The organism is Pseudomonas sp. 13B_3.2_Bac1, assembly GCF_025466205.1.
Taxonomy (GTDB): Bacteria; Pseudomonadota; Gammaproteobacteria; order Pseudomonadales; family Pseudomonadaceae; genus Aquipseudomonas; species Aquipseudomonas fluorescens_H.
The window spans coordinates 1-21245 of the sequence record NZ_JANLOG010000021.1; the positions used below are offsets into that span (position 1 = coordinate 1).

The following is a 21245-nucleotide window of genomic DNA, read 5'->3' on the forward strand; positions in this document are numbered from 1 at the left end:
GGGCTTGCTCGCGAAGGCGTCGGCGCAGGCGAAACACAAGGTGCGATTTCCCCCTCCCTGCGCTAACCTGCGGCCATGTTTTACGAGGTCGACTATGCACATTCATATTCTGGGTATCTGCGGGACTTTCATGGGCTCGATGGCGGTTCTGGCCAAAGAGCTGGGCCATCACGTGACCGGCTCCGACGCCAACGTCTATCCGCCGATGAGCACGCAGCTTGAGGCCCAGGGCATTCAGCTGACCCAAGGCTACGATCCGGCCCAGCTCGATCCGGCGCCGGATCTGGTGGTGATCGGCAATGCCATGTCCCGCGGCAACCCGGCGGTGGAATATGTGCTGAACAAAGGTCTGCCCTACGTCTCCGGCCCGCAATGGCTGGCCGATCACGTGCTGCAAGGGCGCTGGGTGCTGGCGGTTGCCGGTACGCACGGCAAGACCACCACCAGCAGCATGCTCGCCTGGGTGCTGGAACACGCCGGCATGAGCCCGGGGTTCCTGATCGGCGGGGTGCCGCAGAACTTCTCGGTGTCGGCGCGGTTGGGCGGTACGCCGTTCTTCGTGATCGAGGCCGATGAGTACGACAGCGCGTTCTTCGACAAGCGTTCGAAGTTCGTCCACTACCGTCCGCGCACCGCGATCCTCAACAACCTTGAGTTCGATCACGCCGACATCTTCCCCGATCTGCCGGCGATCGAGCGGCAGTTCCACCACTTGGTACGCACTATCCCGAGCGAAGGTCTGGTGATCCACCCGACCACCGAACCTGCCCTGCAGCGCGTGATCGAAATGGGCTGCTGGACCCCGGTGCAAACCACCGGCGTCGGCGGTCGGTGGCAGGTCAAGTTGCTCAAGGACGATGGTTCGGCGTTCGAAGTGATGTTCGAGGGCGTGTCCCAGGGCACTGTCGAATGGGAGCTGACCGGTCAGCACAACGTCGCCAACGCCTTGGCTGCGCTGGCAGCGGCGCGCCATGTCGGTGTGGTGCCGTCGATGGGCATCGCCGGGTTGAGCGCATTCAAGAACGTCAAGCGCCGGATGGAGAAAGTCGCCGAAGTGCGCGGCATCACCATCTACGACGACTTCGCCCACCACCCGACCGCCATTGCCACCACCCTCGATGGCTTGCGCAAGCGCATCGGCGACGCCCCGTTGATCGCGATCATCGAGCCGCGCTCCAACTCGATGAAGCTCGGCGCGCACCGTGACGGTCTGCCGGACAGCGTGGTCGATGCCGATCAGGTGATCTGGTACGCACCGGCCAATCTCGGTTGGGATCTGGCGGCCACCGCTGCGCTGTGCAGCGTGCCGTCGATTGTCAGCGATTCGCTCGAAGGCATCATCGAACGCGTGAAGAGTCAGGCCCAGCCTGGCACTCACGTGGTGATCATGAGCAACGGCGGCTTCGGCGGCCTGCACGGCAAGCTCGCCGAGGCGCTGCAATGAACACTTTTTCCCAGAACGGCGGTCCGGAACGCATTACGCTGGCGATGACCGGCGCGTCCGGCGCGCAGTACGGATTGCGCCTGCTCGATTGTCTGGTGCGTGAAGATCGCGAAGTGCACTTCCTGATTTCCAAGGCTGCGCAACTGGTGATGGCCACCGAAACCGATGTCACGCTGCCGCCCAAGCCGCAGATGATGCAGGCGTTCCTCACCGAATACACCGGGGCGGCCGCCGGGCAGATCCGTGTGTACGGCAAGGAAGACTGGATGTCGCCGGTAGCCTCGGGCTCCGGCGCGCCGGCGGCGATGGTCGTGGTGCCGTGTTCCACGGGTACCTTGTCGGCGATTGCCACGGGCGCGTGCAACAACCTGATCGAGCGCGCGGCGGACGTCACCTTGAAGGAACGTCGCCAGTTGATTCTGGTGCCACGCGAGGCGCCGTATTCGAGCATTCATCTGGAACACATGCTCAAGCTGTCGAACATGGGCGTGACCATCCTGCCGGCCTCGCCGGGCTTCTATCACCAGCCGCAGACCATTGATGACCTGATCGATTTCGTCGTCGCGCGGATTCTCAATCTGTTGGGCATTCCGCAGGACATGCTGCCGCGCTGGGGCGAACATCATCTGAGCAGCGATGAATAAGCTGTTGGCAATTGCGCTGGCCCTGCAACTGGCCGGCTGCGCCACCGCGCGCACGCTGGATGCGGCCAAACCGGGGGCGCCGGTGGTGTATTCCGGGACGCGCCTGGATTTGTATGCGATGAATGGCGGGTGCTGCGCGATGGATCGCTTCGGCGCTGAAGCGCCGAGCTATCCGGGCGTGGATCTGCCGGCGAGTGCGTTGCTCGATACGCTGTTGTTGCCGTTGTCATTGCTGACCGTGATTGGCGTTGGGTTTCAGGCGACTGGCGGGTTGTAGGGGAGTGCTGCGCACTCCATTCGCGGGCAAGCCACGCTCCCACAGGGATTGAGTCGTGCGCTAAATCTGTGTTCGCTGAAGACTACTGTGGGAGCGGGCTTGCCCGCGAAGAGGCCAGCCCAGACACCACAAAACTATTTGCCGAGCTTGCGCAGCTCATCCGACTCGACTATCCGCACCCCATCCTGTTCTTCCAGCGCCAGACGCCACATCGCCCGGGCCAATTGGCAGGCTTCGATGCCGCGGTACTTGCCGGGAATCAGCTTGGAAAACGGCGCCGCAAGTTGTTCGCCCAAGCGCGGTTCGCTGCGATCGCCCAGCAATAGCGATGGCCGGCAGATGGTCAGTTGCGGCCAGTCCTGTGCGCGCAATGCCTGCTCCATCTCACCTTTGACCCGGTTGTAGAAAATCGACGATTTCGGATCGGCGCCCAGCGCACTGATCACGATCAAGTGCCGCGCACCCATCTCCCGTGCGCGTTTGGCGAAGGCCACGACCATGTCCAGATCCACCGCGCGGAACGCGGCTTCGGAACCGGCCTGTTTGATCGTGGTGCCGAGGCAGCAATAGGCGATATCGACGCGTCCGCTCAGTTGCGGCAGAAAGGTCTGTGGGTCGCCCACCGGGTTTTCCAGGTGCGGATGTTCCGCCAGTGGCCGGCGGGACGGCGCGAGCACGCGGGTGATCGTCGGCTCGTTGAGCAAACGGTCGAGCAGATGCTCACCGGTCAGTCCGGTGGCTCCGGCAAGCAAAACGTGCTGAGGCGTCAAGTACATAGTGTTTCTCCCTTGATACTGTTCAGCTTAGTTGCTGTTTGTTGCTCCGTCGTTCAATGCAGCACTCTGCAACGCTTTTCTCGCTTGCTGTTTACGCAGCAGTTGCCAGTGCGCCAGTACGGTTTTCGGTGCCCAGATCTGCGGCTCCGAGGCTTCGAAGTTGTCCGCCAGTTCGCGCTCGGCGACGGTGGCCTTGGCCAGTTTGAACGCCTGCTCCAGATCATCGGTCTGGTTCAGGGCCTGCGCGAACAAGGCGTCGCCGAAGTAGGTGAAGTTGGCTTCTTCCGAGCAACCGAACGACACGCGGTCGGCGCGCGAGGCGGTCATGATCAGGGTGCGCTCATCTTTCAGTGCGGGGATGAAACCGCCGGAATAGCACGAGGAAATCACGATCACCTTGTCGCGATTTTTCAGCGGGGCCAGCACCGTGGCAAGTTCGTCGGCGGGCAGGTCGGCCAGTTCCATACGCGGCTGGTCGAGCACCAGTTCGTGTTCGGCGGTGCCGTGGCTGGTCAGGTAGATGAACACCAGGTCTTCCGGGCCGCTGCGCTCGGCCAGGGTCTGCGCGGCGCGGCGCAGGTTTTCGCGGGTGGCCATCGGTCGGTCGGTGAGATGGTCGCGATGGTTCACCAGGCGGATTTGTCCATAGGCACCAAACCGCGTGGAGAGCATGTTGGCGACATAATCTGACTCGCGCAGGAACACGCTTTGCTTGCCGTCGCCACCGAGGGTCAGGGTGTACAACTCCACCGCAGGCGTTGAGGCGGGCACGGCGGCCAGCGCCTCGTCCAGCAGACGACCCTGAGCCAGCAGGCCGAGTTCGAGGGTGTCGGGCAGCAGCTTGCCGTCGGCGTCACGTACGCGCTGGCCGTTGATCCAGGTGCCGCTGAGGACGGTGCCGTCGGTCAGCACCAGAGTGCCGCGTCCGGCGTAGCTGTCGCTGTCGAATTCGCCGATGTAGAAACTGCCGTCGGCCAGGTTCAAACGGCCCTGTCCGCTGAAGCGCCAGTCGTTGAAGTAGCCGACGTAATGGCTGCCGTCGGCACCGATCAATTCACCCTTGCCGGTCAGCGCGCCTTCCTTGAATTGGCCGAGCCATACGTCGCCGTCGGCGTTCTCGTAGCGGCCCTTGCCGTGCAGCTGGCTGTTCTTGAAGCCGCCGACATAGATGTCGCCATCGGCACTGTTGAAGGTGCCATTGCCTTCGAGCTGGCCGTTGACGAAGTGGCCGCTGAATGTGTTGCCGCTAGAGTCGCCGCGCTGGCCTTCGCCATTGGGTTTGCCGTGGGCGAACTGGCCCTGATAGGAACTGCCGTCGTCCATTTCCAGACGGCCCAGCCCGGAATACTGGTCAGCCTTGAACTCGCCACGGTAGGTCATGGCGTTTTCTTTCAGCGTGCCTTCGCCATCGCGTCGGCCCTGCTTGAAGCCGCCGGTGTAGCTGCTGGCGTTGGTGGTCAGGCTGCCCTGACCGTCGAACAGTCCCTGCTGGAACTGGCCGCGATAGACCTCGCCGTTGCTGCCGTGCCACTCGCCCTGACCATGCCACTGACCCTTGTCGAACTGGCCGGCATACCAGCTGCCGTTGGGGTAGTCGACGCGACCCTGACCTTGCAGTAAACCGTTGACCAGTTCGCCGCGATAGCGTCCGCCGTCCGGCAGCCGTGCGTCCGGGGGCAACAGCGATTCGCCGTCGCCGCAAGCGGTGAGCATCAGGGTCAGGGCAATGGGTGCAAGAGAAGCGAGTGGGCGCATAGCGGGATCCGGGCAATTAGGCGACCGAGTATGCCGCAGCTATGTGTCGCATATATAGAGAGGGAACGCGAAACAGCGTGAGCCGCTTCGCATCCGGGGCACTTAGACGAAGCAGAGCGACAGCGGTTCGGCGATGTAGGCCGGTTTGTCCGAGCCTTCTATCTCCAGTGTCGCGGTGGCCTTGAGCAGCCATTGACCGGGTTTTTTCTCGGTCACTTCGGCCAGATCGACTTTCAGGCGAACTTTCGAATTGACCTTCACCGGCTGGATGAAACGTACGCTGTCCAGGCCGTAATTGACCACCATCTTCAGGCCTTGCGGCAGCACGAGGATGTCTTCCATCAGTTTCGGGATCAGCGACAGCGACAGGAAACCGTGAGCAATGGTGCTGCCAAAAGGCGTTTGCGCGGCTTTGACCGGATCGACATGGATGAACTGATAATCCCCGGTGGCTTCGGCGAACAGGTTGATGCGCTCCTGATCGATGGTGAGCCATTCGGAACGTCCGAGTTCCTTGCCGACATAATCTTTGAGCTCTGCAACTGGAACATAGGGCATTGAGACTCTCCTTGGGTTCATCGGTTTTATAGTTTTTCAGGTGGGGGATTTGACCGCCCTGCGAACCACTGTAGATCAACATGGCGATTTGCTCCGGTCAACCGACCATGCTTTTGGCGAATGCCGATGCATAGCGCCGGCGTGCTTATAATGCGGGGCGCTTTTTCACAGGGGATGTCGGATGTTGTTACGTGGCCTGACCATGCTGGTGCTGTTCCAATTGCTCGGCACCGCGCTCAACCACTTGCTGCTGCCGGTGCTGCCGGGGCCGATCATCGGCCTGCTGCTGTTGCTGGTGTTCCTGATCATTCGCGGCGAAGTCGCTGAACCGCTGAACCTTGCCGCCGGCAGCCTGCTGCGCTATCTGCCGTTGCTGCTGGTGCCTCCGGCGGTGGGCGTGATGGTGTATGCCTCGGCCATTGCCGCCGACTTCTGGGCGATTGTCGGTGCGCTGGTGCTGTCGCTGATTCTCTCGATGGCGTTCGCCGGGGTGCTGATGCAACGGCTGGTCAAGCGCCATGCGCCGCACTCGGAGGAGTCGTGATGCTCTTCGATTGGCAAGGGGCCTGGGCTTCGGTCATCCATCATCCACTATTCGGCATCGGCATCACCCTCGGTGCCTATCAACTGGTGCTGGCGGCGTTCGAGAAAACCCGCTGGATCTTTCTGCAACCGGTGCTGGTCTCCATGCTGCTGGTGATCGGCGTGCTGGTCGGCTGTGGCCTGACTTACGCCGAGTACCGCAAAAGCACCGAGATCCTCAGCATTCTGCTGGGCCCGGCCACGGTGGCACTGGCGGTGCCGCTGTATCTGAACCTCAAACGCATCCGCCAATTGTTCTGGCCGATTTTTACTACGCTGGTGATAGGCGGGGTGGTTGCCACCGGCATGGGGGTTTTGCTGGGATGGTGGTTCGGTGCCGATCATATGATCCTGATGACCATGGCGCCGAAGTCGGTGACCTCACCGATTGCGATGCTGGTGGCCGAGCAGATCGGTGGCGTCGCGGCGCTGGCGGCGGTGTTCGTGCTGATCACCGGGGTGATCGGGGCGATCTTCGGCCCGGCCATGCTGACCCGGCTCGGCGTGCACAGCCCAGAGGCGCGCGGCATGGCGCTGGGCATGACCGCGCACGCGGTCGGCACCTCGGTGGCGTTGCAGGAAAGCGATGAGTGCGGCGCCTTCGCGGCGCTGGCGATGAGTCTGATGGGCGTGGCCACGGCGGTGTTCCTGCCGTTGGCGGTGTCGATGGTGGTCTAAGGAAATGTCTATGAGTCTGCCGCTTTTTCCGCTCAACACAGTGCTGTTTCCCGGCTGCAACCTCGACTTGCAGATCTTCGAGGCGCGCTACCTGGACATGATCGGCCGCTGCATGAAACAGGGTGGCGGTTTCGGCGTGGTGTGCATCCTTGACGGCCACGAAGTCGGCGTTGCGCCAGAAGGCTTTGCCCTGGTCGGCTGCGAGGCGCGGATCACCGATTTCCAGCAACAGGACAACGGTCTGCTGGGGATTCGCGTGCAGGGCGGGCGGCGCTTTCAGGTGCTGCGCACTGAAGTGCAGCGTGATCAGTTGATACTCGCCGACGTCGAGTGGCTGGACGATGAGCCGGAGCAACCGCTGCAGGACGAAGACGCCGATCTGGTGGCGCTGCTCAAGGCCTTGGCCGAACACCCGATGGTCGAGGCTTTGAACATGGGGACCGAGGCGTTGGGCCAGCAGTCACTGGCAAATCAACTGGCGTATCTGCTGCCGTTCGCCGAAGAGGACAAGATCGACCTGCTGCAACTCGACGATCCGCAGCAGCGGCTGGATGCGATCCAGGCGCTGCTTGATGAACTGCAGGGCGAGTTGTTCGCCTGAGCGTCAGTAGGCGTAGCGCAGCATCGTATGCGGCAAATGCCGCAGAACGAAGAAGCCGAACAGCGCGACCAGTGCCGGCAGCACCAGCCACCAGACTTTCTGCGGCATGGGTTCAAGCGGCGTGTTGCGCTGGCTCAGCCACAAGGCCGCAGCGCAGACGCACGCTGCCAGCATCGCCCCGGCCAGAATATCGGTGGGCCAGTGCGCGCCCAGATACACCCGTGACAGCGCAATCGCCATGGCCGGAATACAGCCGAGCAGCAGCCACGTCAGGCGCATGCGCGGCGGTTGTCCGCGTCCGGCCAGCACGGCGAGGGTCAGGAACAACGCAAACGACCCTGACGCATGGCCGCTGGGCATGCTGAAACTGGTCAGCGGTTCGGTCAGAACTTCCGGTCGAACACGAGCGAAGAATTGCTTGGTCGCGGTGTTTGCCAGCGCCGTGAACAGCAGTGTGCCGCCGACGAAAATAGCCTGTCGCCATTGCTTGCACAGCAACAGCAGGCCGGTCAGCAATGCACTGAACACGAACATGTTGCGGAACTCACCGATCAGCGTGAAGGTGACCGCAATTTCATCCAGCACGGGTTGACGGTGCTCCTGCACCAGCGTCATCACACCCTGATCGAGCGCACTCAGATACGGATAGCCGACGAACAGGCCGAGCAGAATCAACAGACTCATGCTGCTGATCCACAGCGTGGCGCGGCGATGCTGACGCAGACTGCTATTGACGCTCAGGCCGACCATCACCGCGATACTGCCGGCGACGATCCCGGCTTGCAGCCAGAAACCTTCCGGTAGTGGCAGGCGGATTGCCGCGCCGGTGGCCCAACCCGGCAGCAGGTAGGCGACGCTCCAGCCGGCGGCGGCCAGCAGGCTGACGGCGGCGAAACGCGCGAAGGGCATGTCGCACATCCCGGCGACCATCGGCAGCATTGGCCGCAGCGGGCCAATGAAACGGCCGACCAGCAGGCTGGCAATGCCGTAACGCTGGAAGTAGGTTTCGGCCCCGGCCATCCATTCCGGGTGATGGCGCAGGCCGGGCAAACGGCGGATGTTCTGGTGGAAATGCCGGCCCAGGTAATACGACACCGCATCGCCCAGAATCCCGCCGAGAAAACCCAGCAGCAAGGTTTCACTCAGCGACAGTGCGCCGCTGCCGGCCAGTACGGCCGCGGCAAACAACAGCACAGTGCCGGGCACGATAATTCCGGCAATCGCCAGACACTCCACGAATGCGACGATAAACACCGCAGCGGCCAGCCACTGCGGATTGGCGGCGAGCCACCCGGTCACGCTATCGAGCCATGGGCCCATACAAGCAACTCCATCAAATCTTCAATTGGCCCCAAAGGGTGCAGGCTACTTTCAACAGCACTCAGTTCCCCTGTGGGAGCGGGCTTGCTCGCGAATGCGCTGTGTCATTCAACTTATCCGCTCCTGACACGGCCCCTTCGCGAGCAAGCCCGCTCCCACAGGGGGATTTCATCTATTTCAAATCCGTCACTTCAGGACAGCAAAAAATAATCGCGACCTTCGACCTGGCCCCGGCGCAGCGGGTTCCGTGTACACCATTGGGCGTACGTGGCGTCGACGAAGCGGTACATCAGGTGTTCGTCGCGGCCATGGGGGATGCCCAGACGGGTGGTCTGGATAATCTGGGACGGCGCCGGCCCGGTGTCTTCCACCAGTATCCGTTCATGATCGAAACGCTTGGCGTCCCACATTGGTACTTTCAGGCCCAGCGCTTTGCACAGCAGCGTCTGTCCGGCGCAAAGTTTTTGCGAAGGGCGCGGCCGACCCTGAGTGTCAGGGTTGTTCAGCAGCATCTGCGCCAGACTCGCCTGCCCGCTGATTTCATCGACCCACGGGTAGGCGGACTTGATCAACACCGCGTTGCCTGGCCCTTGGGCGCTGAAGTTCAGCGAATCGCCGCCCCGGGCGTAGTACATATAGATGTGCCCACCGTCCAGAAACAAAGCCTTACGCTTTTCCGTATAACCGAGGGAGGCATGACTGCCTTTTTCCGCGCAGTAATAGGCTTCGGTTTCGATGATCCGGGCGCTGAGCCACAGATCGCCGACCCGGTGGCGGATGACTTTGCCGAGCAGATCGCAGGCCAGCACTTGCGCGTCACGGTCGAAAAAAGCGTCCGGAAGGCCCAGTGGCAGGCGCTCGGCGGTGGCGCGAACGGTCAGGTTGGACATTGCAAACGAGGTTTATCCAGGCGGAAGAGGTCGTGATGATAGCAATCCGAGGCTTAATTACGGCTGAACGTCGGCAAATTGCAGTCCATTTCGACCATCCGCCTGTCACCGCTGTTAGTCCCGGGACGCGACAGCTATAATCTGCCGCTTTCCTCTTTGCCAAGACCCCAGCAGACCATGACTGAGTCCGTTCTTGACTACATGACCCGATTGGGTCGCGCCGCCCGCGAAGCTTCCCGGGTCATCGGCCGTGCCAGCACCGCGCAGAAAAACCGCGCCCTGCAGGCTGCTGCCAATGCGCTGGACGCCGCGCGCGCCGAGCTGGCAGCAGCCAATGAGCGCGATCTGGCCGCCGGTCGCGCCAATGGTCTGGAGCCGGCCTTGCTGGAACGTCTGGAACTGACCCCGGCACGCATCGACGGGATGATCGTCGGCCTGCGTCAGGTCGCGGCACTACCGGACCCGGTCGGGGCGATCCGCGACATGAGCTTTCGTCCGTCCGGCATTCAGGTCGGCAAGATGCGCGTGCCGCTGGGCGTGATCGGGATCATCTACGAATCCCGACCCAACGTGACCATCGACGCCGCCAGCCTGTGCCTGAAGTCCGGTAACGCGACCATCCTGCGCGGTGGTTCCGAGGCGATTCATTCCAACCGGGCGATTGCTGCGTGCATCCAGCGCGGTCTGGCCGAGGCCGAGTTGCCGGCAGCCGTGGTGCAAGTGGTCGAAACCACGGATCGCGCCGCCGTCGGCGCGATGATCAGCATGCCCGAGTATGTCGACGTGATCGTGCCGCGCGGTGGTCGGGGCCTGATCGAGCGCATCAGTCGCGATGCGCGCGTGCCGGTGATCAAGCATCTGGACGGCATCTGCCACGTGTATGTCAGCGAGCACGCGGATCTGGCGAAAGCCCAGCGCATCGCCTTCAATGCCAAGACCTACCGTTATGGCATCTGTGGCGCGATGGAGACCTTGCTCGTCGATCAAAGTGTTGCGAAGGATTTCCTGCCGTCGATGGCAGCCCAGTTCCGCGAAAAAGGCGTCGAGCTGCGTGGCTGCGAACGCACCCGGGCGATCATCGACGCGGTGCCGGCCAGCGAAGACGACTGGAGCACCGAGTATCTGGCGCCGATCCTGTCGATCCGCGTGGTCGACGGACTGGACCAGGCCATTGAACACATCAACCATTACGGCTCGCATCACACCGACTCGATCGTCAGCGAAAACCTTGCGGACACCCGGCGTTTCGTCGCGGAAGTCGACTCGGCGTCGGTGATGATCAACACCCCGACCTGCTTCGCCGATGGATTCGAATACGGATTGGGTGCCGAGATCGGCATTTCTACTGATAAGCTGCACGCCCGCGGCCCGGTGGGCCTCGAAGGGCTGACCTGCGAGAAGTACATCGTGGTCGGTGATGGCCAGTTGCGCGGCCAGGCGACGGTCTGACTTGACCGACCTCGACCTGACAGCGCCGCTGCCTGACAGCGAACTCCGACCCCGGCGCATCGGCGTACTGGGCGGCACGTTCGATCCGGTGCACATCGGCCATTTGCGCGGTGCGCTGGAAGTCGCTGAAGCGCTGGCGCTCGACGAGCTGCGCATGATGCCCAGCGCCCGGCCGCCGCATCGCGATACGCCGCAGGTGTCGGCGCAGGATCGGCTGGCAATGGTTGAATGTGCGGTGGCCGGAGTGCCGCCGCTGGTGGTGGACGCCCGCGAATTGCAGCGGGACAAGCCGTCCTGGACCATCGATACCCTGGAGTTGATGCGTGCCGAAATGGCCGCCGAGACCCAGGTTTTTCTGCTTTTGGGCTGGGACGCATTTTGCGGCCTGCCCACTTGGCACCGCTGGGAAGAGTTGCTCCAGCATTGCCACATCCTGGTGCTACAGCGCCCGGACGCCGACAGCGAACCGCCGGATGCCTTGCGCAACCTGCTGGCAGCGCGTTCGGTGAGCGACCCGCTGGCCCTGAAAGGGCCGAGCGGACAGATTGCATTCGTCTGGCAGACACCGCTCGCGGTTTCCGCCACCCAGATCCGTCAACTGCTGGCCAGCGGTAAGTCGGTACGTTTCCTGGTGCCCGACGCGGTCCTGGCCTACATCGATGCGCACGGTCTGTACCGTGCGTCGAACTGAACAAGGCGTGCTTCACTGATACGAATCCACGTATCGCCAAGCCGCCGAATACATGAGCAAAACGAGTTTTATATGACTGACAAAGATGTAAGCAAAGTTAAGCGTAAAGGCACGTTCAAGAGCGCGCCGCTGCCGGAAGTGGCCAACACCAACGAGCCGCTGAAAGGCGACGAACTGGTCAAGGTTGCCGTGGCCGCCCTGGAAGACGTCAAGGCACAAGACATCCAGATCATCGATGTTCGCGACAAGCAGAGCATCACCGACTACATGATCATCGCTACCGGTACGTCCAATCGCCAGATCAACGCGATGCTGGACAAGGTCCGTGAAGAAGTGAAAAAGCAGGGCGCCAAGCCGCTGGGCGAAGAAGGCAAGGGCGACAGCGACTGGGTGCTGCTCGACCTCGACCTGGTGATCGTGCACATGATGACTGCCTCGGCGCGTCAGTTCTACGACCTGGAACGCCTGTGGGCCGGTGCCGAGCAAAGCCGTGCGGCAGACGCCAGGCACCACAGCCCGGAAAACACCCACGAGCATTTCACCAAGCTCAACAAAGACCAGCTGTAAGGGATCGCTGTGCGACTGCGACTGATCGCCGTCGGTTCACGCATGCCCAAGTGGGTGGAAGAAGGCTGGCATGAATATGCCAAGCGTCTTCCGTCCGAGCTGGCGCTGGAACTGGTGGAAATTCCGCTCAATACCCGTGGCAAGAACGCCGACGTGGCCCGTTTCATCCGTCAGGAAGGCGAAGCCATGCTGGCCAAGGTCGGGCCGAACGAGCGGATCGTCACGCTGGAAGTCCACGGCAAGCCCTGGAGTACCGAGCAGCTGGCGGTCGAACTCGACCGCTGGCGGCTGGATTCGCGCACGGTCAATTTCATGGTCGGCGGCCCCGAAGGGCTGGCGCCGGAAGTCTGCGCCCGCGCCGATCAGCGCTGGTCGTTGTCGCCATTGACCTTGCCGCACCCGCTGGTGCGGATCCTGATCGGCGAACAGCTGTACCGTGCCTGGACCGTACTGTCCGGTCACCCTTACCACAAGTAGTCCTGCCCTCATGTCTCAGCCGATCCGCATCAAGGACCACGAAAAGGACGCCCGCCTGGTGCGTAGCCGCGTCGTGTTCGGGGCCATTGCGGTCATGCTGTTGATCTGCGTATTGATTGCGCGGCTGTACTACTTGCAGGTGATCCAGTACGAGTACCACTCGACGCTCTCGGAAAACAACCGTGTCCACGTGCAGCCGATTCCGCCGACCCGCGGCTTGATCTTCGACCGCAACGGCGTGGTGGTGGCGGACAACCGCCCGAGCTTCAGCCTGAGCATGACCCGCGAGCGTTCCGGCGACTGGCAGCAAGTGCTCGATGTGATCGTCGAAGTGCTGCAGTTGACGCCCGAGGACCGGGTGATCTTCGAGAAGCGCATGCGTCAGGGGCGCCGGCCGTTCGAGCCGGTGCCGATCCTGTTCGAGCTGACCGAAGAGCAGATCGCCAGGATCGCGGTGAACCAGTTCCGCCTGCCAGGGGTGGAAGTGGTCGCGCAGCTGGTGCGCCACTACCCGCAGGGCGCGCATTTTGCGCACTCGGTGGGTTACATGGGGCGCATCAACGAGAAAGAGCTGAAGACCCTCGACCCGGTCAATTACAGCGGCACCCATCACATCGGCAAGACCGGCATCGAGCGTTTCTACGAGCCGGAACTGCACGGCCAGGTGGGTTACGAGGAAGTCGAGACCAACGCCCGAGGCCGCGTATTGCGCGTGCTCAAGCGTACCGATCCGATTCCCGGCAAGGACATCGTCCTGAGCCTGGACATCAAACTGCAGGAAGCGGCCGAGGCCGCGCTGGGCGGGCGCCGTGGCGCGGTGGTAGCGCTCGATCCGAACACCGGCGAAGTGCTGGCGATGGTCAGTCAGCCGAGTTTCGACCCGAACCTGTTCGTCACCGGCATCAGCTTCAAGGCCTATGCCGAGCTGCGCGATTCCATCGACCGGCCGCTGTTCAACCGGGTGCTGCGCGGTCTGTACCCGCCGGGTTCGACGATCAAGCCAGCGGTGGCGATTGCCGGTCTCGATGCCGGTGTGGTGACAGCGTCGAGCCGGGTGTTTGACCCCGGTTATTACATGCTGCCCAACTACGATCACAAGTACCGCAACTGGAACCGCACCGGTGACGGTTTCGTCGATCTCGACACGGCGATCATGCGTTCCAACGACACCTACTTCTACGACCTGGCGCACAAGCTGGGTATCGATCGGTTGTCGGCCTACCTGAACAAGTTCGGCATCGGCCAGAAGGTCTCGCTGGACATGTTCGAAGAATCCCCCGGCCTGATGCCGTCCCGCGAGTGGAAACGCGCGACGCGCAAACAGGCGTGGTTCCCGGGCGAAACCCTGATTCTGGGGATCGGCCAGGGCTACATGCAGTCCACCCCGTTGCAACTGGCGCAGGCTACGGCGCTGGTGGCCAACAAAGGCATCTGGAACCGGCCGCACCTGGCCAAGACCATCGAAGGCGCCAAACCGGTAGACGAAAACCCGATGCCGGATATTGTCCTGCGCGATCCGTCGGACTGGACCAAGGTCAACCACGGCATGCAGCAGGTTATGCACGGCGCCCGGGGTACAGCGCGCAAGGCGGCGATCGGTGCGCAATACCGCATCGCCGGCAAGTCCGGTACGGCTCAGGTAGTCGCGATCAAGCAAGGTGAGAAATACGACCGCTCCAAGGTTCAGGAGCGCCACCGTGACCACGCCTTGTTCGTCGGTTTCGCCCCGGCCGACAACCCGAAAATCGTGGTCTCGGTGATGGTCGAGAACGGTGAGTCCGGCTCGGGCGTCGCCGCGCCAGTGGTGCGTCAGGTCATGGATGCCTGGCTTCTGGACCAGGATGGTCGGTTGAAGGCCGAATACGCCGGTCCTATCAGTGCGGAGGCTACGGCCCGTGATGAATAATTTTGATCGCATGCTCTCCAGCGAGGATGTGATGCGTCGCCGCGCGACGCTGCTGCAACGTCTGCATATCGATGGCCCGCTGTTGATCCTGCTACTGATCCTCGCCGCAGGCAGTCTGTTCGTGCTGTATTCGGCCAGCGGCAAGAGCTGGGATCTGCTGGGCAAACAAGCCACTTCGTTCGGCATCGGCCTGGTGTCGATGATCGTCATCGCCCAGTTCGAACCGCGTTTCATGGCGCGCTGGGTGCCGCTCGGTTACGTGGTCGGCGTGGTGCTGCTGATGGTGGTGGACATCATGGGCCACAACGCCATGGGCGCGACGCGCTGGATCAACATCCCCGGGGTGATCCGCTTCCAGCCCTCGGAGTTCATGAAGATTCTGATGCCGGCGACGATTGCCTGGTATCTGTCCAAGCGCACACTGCCGCCGCAGCTCAAGCATGTGGGCATCAGCCTGTTGCTGATCGGTGTGCCGTTCATTCTGATCGTGCGCCAGCCCGACCTCGGTACGTCGTTGCTGATTCTCGCCGGCGGCGCGTTCGTGCTGTTCATGGGCGGGCTGCGCTGGCGCTGGATCCTCAGCGTGCTGGCCGCCGCCGTACCGGTGGCGATCGCCATGTGGTTCTTCATCATGCACGACTACCAGAAGCAGCGGATCCTGACCTTCCTCGACCCGGAAAGCGATCCGCTCGGCACCGGCTGGAACATCATCCAGTCGAAAGCCGCGATCGGTTCCGGCGGTGTGTTCGGCAAGGGCTGGCTGCTGGGTACCCAGTCGCACCTGGACTTTTTGCCGGAAAGCCACACCGACTTCATCATCGCCGTCCTCGGCGAAGAGTTCGGTCTGGTGGGCATCTGCGCGCTGCTGCTGATCTATCTGCTGTTGATCGGTCGCGGGCTGGTGATTACCGCCCAGGCGCAGACGCTGTTCGGCAAACTGCTCGCCGGCGCGTTGACCATGACGTTTTTTGTTTATGTTTTCGTCAACATCGGTATGGTCAGTGGCCTGTTGCCGGTGGTGGGGGTGCCGTTGCCGTTCATTAGCTACGGAGGAACTTCGCTGGTGACACTGCTGTCAGCGTTTGGGGTTTTGATGTCGATTCATACGCATCGCAAGTGGATCGCACAGGTTTGAATAAGGTGAAGAGTTCAATGCAAGTCATGCGCAGCTGGGCGACTCGTTACGCGCCGTGGGTCGGCCTGGTCGGCATCCTTGGCAGCGCGCAGGAAGCGCTGGCCGGCGATTACGAAGGCTCGCCGCAGGTGGCCGAATTCGTCGGTGAAATGACCCGCGACTACGGTTTTGCCGGTGAGCAACTGATGGCGGTGTTTCGCGAGGCCCAGCGCAAACAGGCGATTCTCGACGCGATTTCCAAGCCCGCCGAGCGGGTCAAACAGTGGAAAGAATATCGCCCGATGTTCATCACCGACGCGCGCATCGCCCGTGGCGTGGACTTCTGGCGCCAGCACGAGGCCGTACTGGCCCGTGCCGAGCAGGAATACGGCGTGCCGGCACAAGTCATCGTGTCGATCATCGGCGTCGAGACCTTTTTCGGACGTAATACCGGCAATTACCGGGTGATTGATGCGTTGTCCACGCTCGGTTTCGACTATCCTCCCCGTGCCGAATTTTTCCGCAAGGAATTGCGTGAGTTCCTGCTGCTGGCCCGTGAAGAACAAGTTGATCCATTGACCCTCAAAGGCTCGTACGCCGGGGCGATGGGCCTGCCGCAATTCATGCCGAGCAGCTTTCGCGCCTACGCGGTGGATTTCGACGGTGACGGTCACATCAATATCTGGACCAATCCGGACGATGCGATCGGCAGCGTTGCCAGTTACTTCAAACGGCATGGCTGGGTCGCCGGGGAACCGGTGGTCAGCCGCGCCGATGTGCGCGGCGAGCAGGTCGATGAAGGCCTGACCACCGGCATCGAGCCGACGAAGACGGTTGGAGAGTTGCGGGCGCTGGGCTGGTCAAGTCATGATGCGCTGCGCGATGATATGCCGGTTACTGCATTTCGCCTCGAAGGCGATAACGGCCCTGAATACTGGATGGGCCTGAAGAATTTCTACGCGATCACGCGTTATAACCGCAGCGTGATGTACGCCATGGCCGTATATCAACTGTCTGAAGAGCTGGTAAAAGCACGGGGCGTCAAGTAATGCGGGCACTGCCTATCAATAAACCCCTGAAGCTGGTGGCTTTCGCTGCGTTGGCGGTACTGGTCGTCAGTTGTTCGACCAGCCGCGCGCCGACCCAGAAGACCTCGTCCACCGCCGTGCGTGCGCAGCCGGGGCTGGACATCAACCGCGCCCACAAAGACGGCGCGCCTTGGTGGGATGTCGACGTTTCGCGGATCCCGGATGCCACGCCGACCCTGCACACCGGCCCGTACAAGGCCAACCCGTACACCGTGCTGGGCAAGACCTATTTCCCGTTGCAGGAATCCAAGACCTACGTCGCCTCGGGCACGGCGTCCTGGTACGGCACCAAGTTTCACGGGCAGAACACCGCCAACGGCGAAGTGTATGACCTGTACGGCATGAGTGCTGCCCACAAGACTCTGCCACTGCCAAGTTACGTTCGGGTGACCAACCTGGACAACAACAAGAGCGTGATCCTGCGGGTCAACGATCGCGGGCCGTTCTATTCGGACCGGATCATCGACTTGTCCTACGCGGCCGCGAAGAAGCTCGGTTATGCCGAAATCGGCACCGCGCGGGTCAAGGTCGAAGGCATCGATCCGCAGCAATGGTGGGCCGCGAAGGGCCGTCCGGCGCCTCTGATGCTCAACGAGCCGCAAGTCGCGCAGAATAGCGCCCCGGTGATCACGGCGTCGGCCGGTACCATCGAGCAGTGGACCCCGCCGCCGCAGCAACATGCCTCTGACACTGTACCTGTACAGATCAGCGCAAAAAAAAACGCTTCTGCACCAGCGTCTGGCCAGTATCTGCAGGTGGGCGCGTTCGCCAACCCGGACGCTGCAGAACTCCTGAGGTCGAAGCTCAGCGGGATGGTGAGCGCTCCGGTGTTCATCAGCTCGATCGTGCGCAATCAGCAGACCCTGCACCGGGTTCGCCTGGGGCCGATCGGTTCGCCGGGTGAAATCGCCCAGGTGCAGAACAGTGTGCGCCTGGCCAATCTCGGTTCGCCGAGTGTGGTCACAGAGTAAGAAACGTAGCACTTGATTGACGGTTCACTTGCGGTTTTGGGGGGTGAACCAGGTTGTTGGCTCGTCGAAGAACAAAAGCCCGGCAAGGGTGACTGGAGTGAGCAACTGAACACGCGATGGCCCGTTAGAAGGCTGTCTGAATAGTTTTGCCCTCGGGCAAGTTTCCATTAGCGATTTCGAGAGACGGATGAACATCACCACCTTTGCCAAACGCCTGTGTCTGCTAGTCCCGCTGCTCCTCTCGCCAGCCGCCTTCGCGGCCGAGATGATGCCGTCGCCACCTCAACTGGCTGCAAAAGCCTACGTGCTCATGGACGCCAGCAGCGGCAACGTGCTGGTGGAGAACAACGGTGACCAGCGTCTGCCGCCAGCCAGCCTGACCAAACTGATGACCGCGTACATCGCTACGCTGGAAATCCGTCGTGGCCAGATCGGTGAAAACGACCCGGTGACCGTCAGCGAAAACGCTTGGCGTACCGGCGGTTCGCGGATGTTCATCAAAGTCGGCTCGCAAGTGACCGTCAGCGACCTGCTGCACGGCATCATCATCCAGTCCGGCAACGACGCCAGCGTGGCGCTGTCCGAGCACATCGCCGGCAGCGAAGACGCTTTCGCCGACCTGATGAACAAGACGGTCGCCGATCTGGGCATGACCAACTCCCACTTCATGAACCCGACCGGTCTGCCGAACCCTGAGCACTACTCGTCGGCTCACGACATGGCGATCCTGGCGCGCGCGATCATCCACGAAGACCCGGCTCACTACGCGATCTACTCGCAGAAAGAGTTCTTCTGGAACGGCATCAAGCAGCCTAACCGCAACCTGTTGCTGTGGCGCGACAAGACCGTTGACGGTCTGAAAACCGGTCACACCGACGAAGCCGGCTACTGCATGGTGTCCTCGGCTGTGCGTGATGGCCAGCGTCTGATCGCCGTGGTGTTCGGCACCAACAGCGAAGTGGCTCGTGCTGCTGAAACCCAGAAGCTGCTGACCTACGGTTTCCGTTTCTTCGAAACCCAGACCTTCTACCAGAAGGGCACCGAACTGGCTCAGGCCCCGGTGTGGAAAGGCACCACCAGCCAAGTCAAGGCCGGCCTGGCTGAAGACCTGACCATGACCCTGCCAAAAGGCCAGCTGAAAAAGCTCGCTGCCAGCATGACCATGAACCCGCAACTGACCGCGCCAATCGCCAAGGGCGACGTGATCGGTAAAGTCGAAGTGAAGCTGGACGACAAGGTGGTGCACAGCGCCGACCTGATCGCCCTGGACGCTGTCGAGGAGGGTGGTATCTTCCGTCGCATGTGGGATAGCATCCGTCTATTCTTCTACGGCTTGTTCAACTGATTGAGTGTTGACCTGCATGGCCCCGTTCCCATCCGGATCGGGGCCATGTGCGTTACCACGGCTTACGCTTACGAGGCCGTTACGCCATGACCGATACCGAAGTAAAGGCGCCAAAGATCGAATTCCCCCAGGTTGATTATCCGGTTAAGGTAATCAGCGATACGGGCGTCGGGCACAAAGACAAGATCATCGAGATCGTGAAGAAATTCGCGACCATCAACGATGAGCGTGTCGACGAACGCTCGAGCAGCAACGGCAAGTACACCACCATCCAGTTGCACATCGTCGCGACCGATCAGGATCAGCTGTACAACATCAACAGCGAACTGCGGGCGACCGGTTTCGTACACATGGTGTTGTGATGCCGGGCACGCTGGGCTTTCGCGAACTTGGCCAGATGGCTTACGAGCCGGTCTGGCATGCCATGCAACGCTTCACCAACGAACGCGGCAGCGATGCCGCCGACGAAATCTGGCTGGTCGAGCACCCTCCGGTGTTCACCCAGGGCCAGGCCGGCAAGGCCGAACATTTGCTGCTGCCGGGGGATATCCCGGTGGTACAGGTCGATCGCGGCGGGCAGGTGACCTATCATGGCCCCGGTCAATTGGTGGCTTACCTGTTGCTGGACGTACGCAAGCTGGGCTTTGGCGTACGTGATCTGGTCAGTCGCATGGAACACTGCCTGATCGAATTGCTGGCCAGCTACGGCGTGACCGCTGTAGCCAAGCCAGATGCTCCCGGCGTCTACGTCGACGGAGCGAAAATCGCTTCTCTGGGTTTGCGGATTCGCCACGGTTGCTCCTTTCATGGCCTGGCCCTGAACGTGGATATGAACCTGGAGCCGTTTCGACGGATTAATCCCTGCGGCTATGCCGGGCTGGCGATGACCCAGCTGAGCGATCACGCAGGATCGATTGAATTTGCCGAGGTAAGTGCCCGGCTGCGCGCGCAGCTCGTCAAACACCTCGACTATGCTGAGCAGACGACCCTGACGGGCGGAATCGACTGATATGACTACTGATGCAGTGCAAACCATGATCCCGACGCTCGACGTGACCGAGCGCCCGGCCCCGCGTCCCAAGGTTGAAGCCGGCGTCAAGCTGCGCGGCGCCGAGAAGGTTGCACGCATCCCGGTCAAGATCATTCCGACCACCGAACTGCCGAAGAAACCTGACTGGATTCGCGTGCGTATCCCGGTTTCGCCGGAAGTCGACCGGATCAAGAGTCTGCTGCGTAAGCACAAGCTGCACAGCGTCTGCGAAGAAGCCTCCTGCCCGAACCTGGGCGAGTGCTTCTCCGGCGGCACCGCGACCTTCATGATCATGGGTGACATCTGCACCCGTCGCTGCCCGTTCTGCGACGTTGGCCACGGCCGTCCGAAGCCACTGGACGTCAACGAGCCGGAAAGCCTGGCGATCGCCATTGCCGACCTCAAGCTCAAGTACGTGGTGATCACTTCGGTTGACCGCGACGATCTGCGTGACGGCGGTGCCCAGCACTTTGCCGACTGCATTCGCGAAATCCGCAAGCTGTCGCCGAACGTGCAGCTGGAAACCCTGGTTCCGGACTACCGTGGCCGCATGGACATCGCCCTGGAAATCACTGCCGCCGAGCCGCCGGATGTGTTCAACCACAACCTGGAAACCGTACCGCGCCTGTACAAGGCTGCGCGTCCGGGTTCGGACTACCAGTGGTCGCTGACCCTGCTGCAACGTTTCAAGCAGATGATGCCGCACATCCCGACCAAATCCGGCCTGATGCTCGGCCTGGGCGAGACTGACGAAGAAGTCATCGAAGTCATGAAGCGCATGCGCGAACACGACATCGACATGCTGACCCTCGGCCAGTACCTGCAACCGTCGCGCAGCCACTTGCCGGTGCAGCGTTTCGTGCACCCGGACACCTTCGCCTGGTTCGCCGAGGAAGGTTACAAGATGGGCTTCAAGAACGTTGCTTCCGGCCCGCTGGTACGTTCTTCGTATCACGCTGACGAGCAGGCGAAACTGGTCAAGGCCGAGCTGCTCGGTTCCTGATCCGGCGCTGATTGCCTCCAAAAATACCCGCCTCGGCGGGTATTTTTGTTTGGGCCTGCCGAGCACTCTTTTGTTTGTC

At 61.9% G+C, this 21245-nt stretch carries 23 protein-coding genes; 18 read left to right on the plus strand and 5 right to left on the minus strand.

Translation table 11 applies throughout. The features are described 5' to 3' along the window. Positions 1 to 94: 94 nt before the first annotated feature. Genes mpl through NTD85_RS03100 form a run of 3 tightly spaced genes read left to right on the plus strand, consistent with a single transcriptional unit; the run spans position 95 to position 2365 of the window. A complete protein-coding gene (mpl, locus tag NTD85_RS03090; RefSeq protein WP_262141401.1) occupies positions 95 to 1444 on the plus strand; it encodes a UDP-N-acetylmuramate:L-alanyl-gamma-D-glutamyl-meso-diaminopimelate ligase in 1350 nt (449 codons plus the stop codon). After that, positions 1441 to 2088, plus strand: a complete 648-nt coding sequence (gene ubiX / locus NTD85_RS03095; protein ID WP_003228582.1) for a flavin prenyltransferase UbiX — start codon at positions 1441 to 1443, stop codon at positions 2086 to 2088. Before mpl ends, ubiX begins: the two co-directional genes overlap by 4 nt. Continuing rightward, the gene (locus tag NTD85_RS03100) at positions 2081 to 2365 is read left to right on the plus strand and encodes a YceK/YidQ family lipoprotein (protein ID WP_003228580.1); all 285 of its coding nucleotides are present in this window, start codon (positions 2081 to 2083) and stop codon (positions 2363 to 2365) included. Before ubiX ends, NTD85_RS03100 begins: the two co-directional genes overlap by 8 nt. Before the next feature lie 134 nt (positions 2366 to 2499). Here the strand turns inward: NTD85_RS03100 and NTD85_RS03105 are convergent, their stop codons facing one another. The 3 genes from NTD85_RS03105 to NTD85_RS03115 all read right to left on the minus strand — a co-directional run bounded on the left by NTD85_RS03105 (position 2500) and on the right by NTD85_RS03115 (position 5454). Further along, positions 2500 to 3141, minus strand: coding sequence for an oxidoreductase (locus NTD85_RS03105; RefSeq protein ID WP_003228578.1), 642 nt, complete (start codon positions 3139 to 3141; stop codon positions 2500 to 2502). A gap of 27 nt (positions 3142 to 3168) precedes the next feature. Continuing rightward, a complete protein-coding gene (locus tag NTD85_RS03110) occupies positions 3169 to 4896 on the minus strand; it encodes a C13 family peptidase (protein ID WP_003228577.1) in 1728 nt (575 codons plus the stop codon). A 102-nt stretch (positions 4897 to 4998) separates the two neighbouring features. Further along, positions 4999 to 5454: a MaoC family dehydratase gene (locus NTD85_RS03115; protein WP_003228575.1), complete on the minus strand. Its 456-nt coding sequence runs from the start codon at positions 5452 to 5454 to the stop codon at positions 4999 to 5001. A gap of 181 nt (positions 5455 to 5635) precedes the next feature. On the opposite strand from NTD85_RS03115, the gene NTD85_RS03120 reads away from it, so the two are divergent. The 3 genes from NTD85_RS03120 to NTD85_RS03130 are packed head-to-tail and all read left to right on the plus strand — an operon-like array spanning position 5636 to position 7315. Next, positions 5636 to 5998 carry a CidA/LrgA family protein gene (locus NTD85_RS03120; protein WP_103486260.1) on the plus strand — a complete coding sequence of 121 codons (363 nt, stop codon included), beginning with the start codon at positions 5636 to 5638 and terminating at the stop codon, positions 5996 to 5998. Continuing rightward, positions 5998 to 6714: an LrgB family protein gene (locus NTD85_RS03125; RefSeq protein WP_003228570.1), complete on the plus strand. Its 717-nt coding sequence runs from the start codon at positions 5998 to 6000 to the stop codon at positions 6712 to 6714. The genes NTD85_RS03120 and NTD85_RS03125 overlap by 1 nt, the downstream gene beginning before the upstream one ends. 10 nt (positions 6715 to 6724) lie before the next feature. Beyond that, the gene (locus NTD85_RS03130; RefSeq protein WP_007960613.1) at positions 6725 to 7315 is read left to right on the plus strand and encodes an LON peptidase substrate-binding domain-containing protein; all 591 of its coding nucleotides are present in this window, start codon (positions 6725 to 6727) and stop codon (positions 7313 to 7315) included. A gap of 3 nt (positions 7316 to 7318) precedes the next feature. On the opposite strand, the gene NTD85_RS03135 is transcribed toward NTD85_RS03130, so the two are convergent. Both NTD85_RS03135 and NTD85_RS03140 read right to left on the minus strand, forming a co-directional pair. Next, entirely contained in the window at positions 7319 to 8635 is a 1317-nt protein-coding gene (locus NTD85_RS03135; protein ID WP_262141402.1) for a bifunctional DedA family/phosphatase PAP2 family protein, read from the minus strand. Between the two features lie 191 nt (positions 8636 to 8826). After that, positions 8827 to 9525, minus strand: a complete 699-nt coding sequence (locus tag NTD85_RS03140; RefSeq protein WP_262141403.1) for a DNA-3-methyladenine glycosylase — start codon at positions 9523 to 9525, stop codon at positions 8827 to 8829. 177 nt (positions 9526 to 9702) lie between these two features. Here NTD85_RS03140 and NTD85_RS03145 point away from each other — a divergent pair, with 177 nt between their 5' ends. From NTD85_RS03145 to lipA, 12 genes are all read left to right on the plus strand, one after another. Then, positions 9703 to 10974, plus strand: a complete 1272-nt coding sequence (locus NTD85_RS03145; RefSeq protein ID WP_201136488.1) for a glutamate-5-semialdehyde dehydrogenase — start codon at positions 9703 to 9705, stop codon at positions 10972 to 10974. Then, positions 10943 to 11665: a nicotinate-nucleotide adenylyltransferase gene (gene nadD / locus NTD85_RS03150; RefSeq protein ID WP_103486254.1), complete on the plus strand. Its 723-nt coding sequence runs from the start codon at positions 10943 to 10945 to the stop codon at positions 11663 to 11665. The genes NTD85_RS03145 and nadD overlap by 32 nt, the downstream gene beginning before the upstream one ends. Before the next feature lie 72 nt (positions 11666 to 11737). Then, positions 11738 to 12232 carry a ribosome silencing factor gene (gene rsfS / locus NTD85_RS03155; RefSeq protein ID WP_003228555.1) on the plus strand — a complete coding sequence of 165 codons (495 nt, stop codon included), beginning with the start codon at positions 11738 to 11740 and terminating at the stop codon, positions 12230 to 12232. A 9-nt stretch (positions 12233 to 12241) separates the two neighbouring features. Next, positions 12242 to 12709 carry a 23S rRNA (pseudouridine(1915)-N(3))-methyltransferase RlmH gene (gene rlmH / locus NTD85_RS03160; RefSeq protein ID WP_003185785.1) on the plus strand — a complete coding sequence of 156 codons (468 nt, stop codon included), beginning with the start codon at positions 12242 to 12244 and terminating at the stop codon, positions 12707 to 12709. Between the two features lie 10 nt (positions 12710 to 12719). Continuing rightward, on the plus strand, positions 12720 to 14615 hold the full coding sequence (mrdA, locus tag NTD85_RS03165) for a penicillin-binding protein 2 (protein WP_003228554.1): 1896 nt from the start codon (positions 12720 to 12722) through the stop codon (positions 14613 to 14615). A 31-nt stretch (positions 14616 to 14646) separates the two neighbouring features. Continuing rightward, positions 14647 to 15750, plus strand: a complete 1104-nt coding sequence (gene rodA / locus NTD85_RS03170) for a rod shape-determining protein RodA (protein WP_049827977.1) — start codon at positions 14647 to 14649, stop codon at positions 15748 to 15750. A gap of 17 nt (positions 15751 to 15767) precedes the next feature. Next, positions 15768 to 16778 (plus strand): lytic murein transglycosylase B, encoded by a 1011-nt coding sequence (gene mltB, locus NTD85_RS03175; RefSeq protein WP_103486252.1) that lies wholly within the window; start codon positions 15768 to 15770, stop codon positions 16776 to 16778. Continuing rightward, positions 16778 to 17788 (plus strand): septal ring lytic transglycosylase RlpA family protein, encoded by a 1011-nt coding sequence (locus tag NTD85_RS03180; RefSeq protein WP_103486251.1) that lies wholly within the window; start codon positions 16778 to 16780, stop codon positions 17786 to 17788. Before mltB ends, NTD85_RS03180 begins: the two co-directional genes overlap by 1 nt. A gap of 187 nt (positions 17789 to 17975) precedes the next feature. Further along, complete coding sequence (locus tag NTD85_RS03185) at positions 17976 to 19133, plus strand: D-alanyl-D-alanine carboxypeptidase family protein (protein ID WP_003228546.1); 1158 nt, start codon at positions 17976 to 17978, stop codon at positions 19131 to 19133. An 86-nt stretch (positions 19134 to 19219) separates the two neighbouring features. Continuing rightward, positions 19220 to 19495, plus strand: coding sequence for a DUF493 domain-containing protein (locus tag NTD85_RS03190; protein ID WP_003228544.1), 276 nt, complete (start codon positions 19220 to 19222; stop codon positions 19493 to 19495). Further along, on the plus strand, positions 19495 to 20142 hold the full coding sequence (gene lipB / locus NTD85_RS03195; RefSeq protein WP_226501060.1) for a lipoyl(octanoyl) transferase LipB: 648 nt from the start codon (positions 19495 to 19497) through the stop codon (positions 20140 to 20142). The genes NTD85_RS03190 and lipB overlap by 1 nt, the downstream gene beginning before the upstream one ends. 25 nt (positions 20143 to 20167) lie before the next feature. Then, positions 20168 to 21166, plus strand: a complete 999-nt coding sequence (lipA, locus tag NTD85_RS03200) for a lipoyl synthase (RefSeq protein WP_160768663.1) — start codon at positions 20168 to 20170, stop codon at positions 21164 to 21166. Positions 21167 to 21245 lie beyond the last annotated feature (79 nt).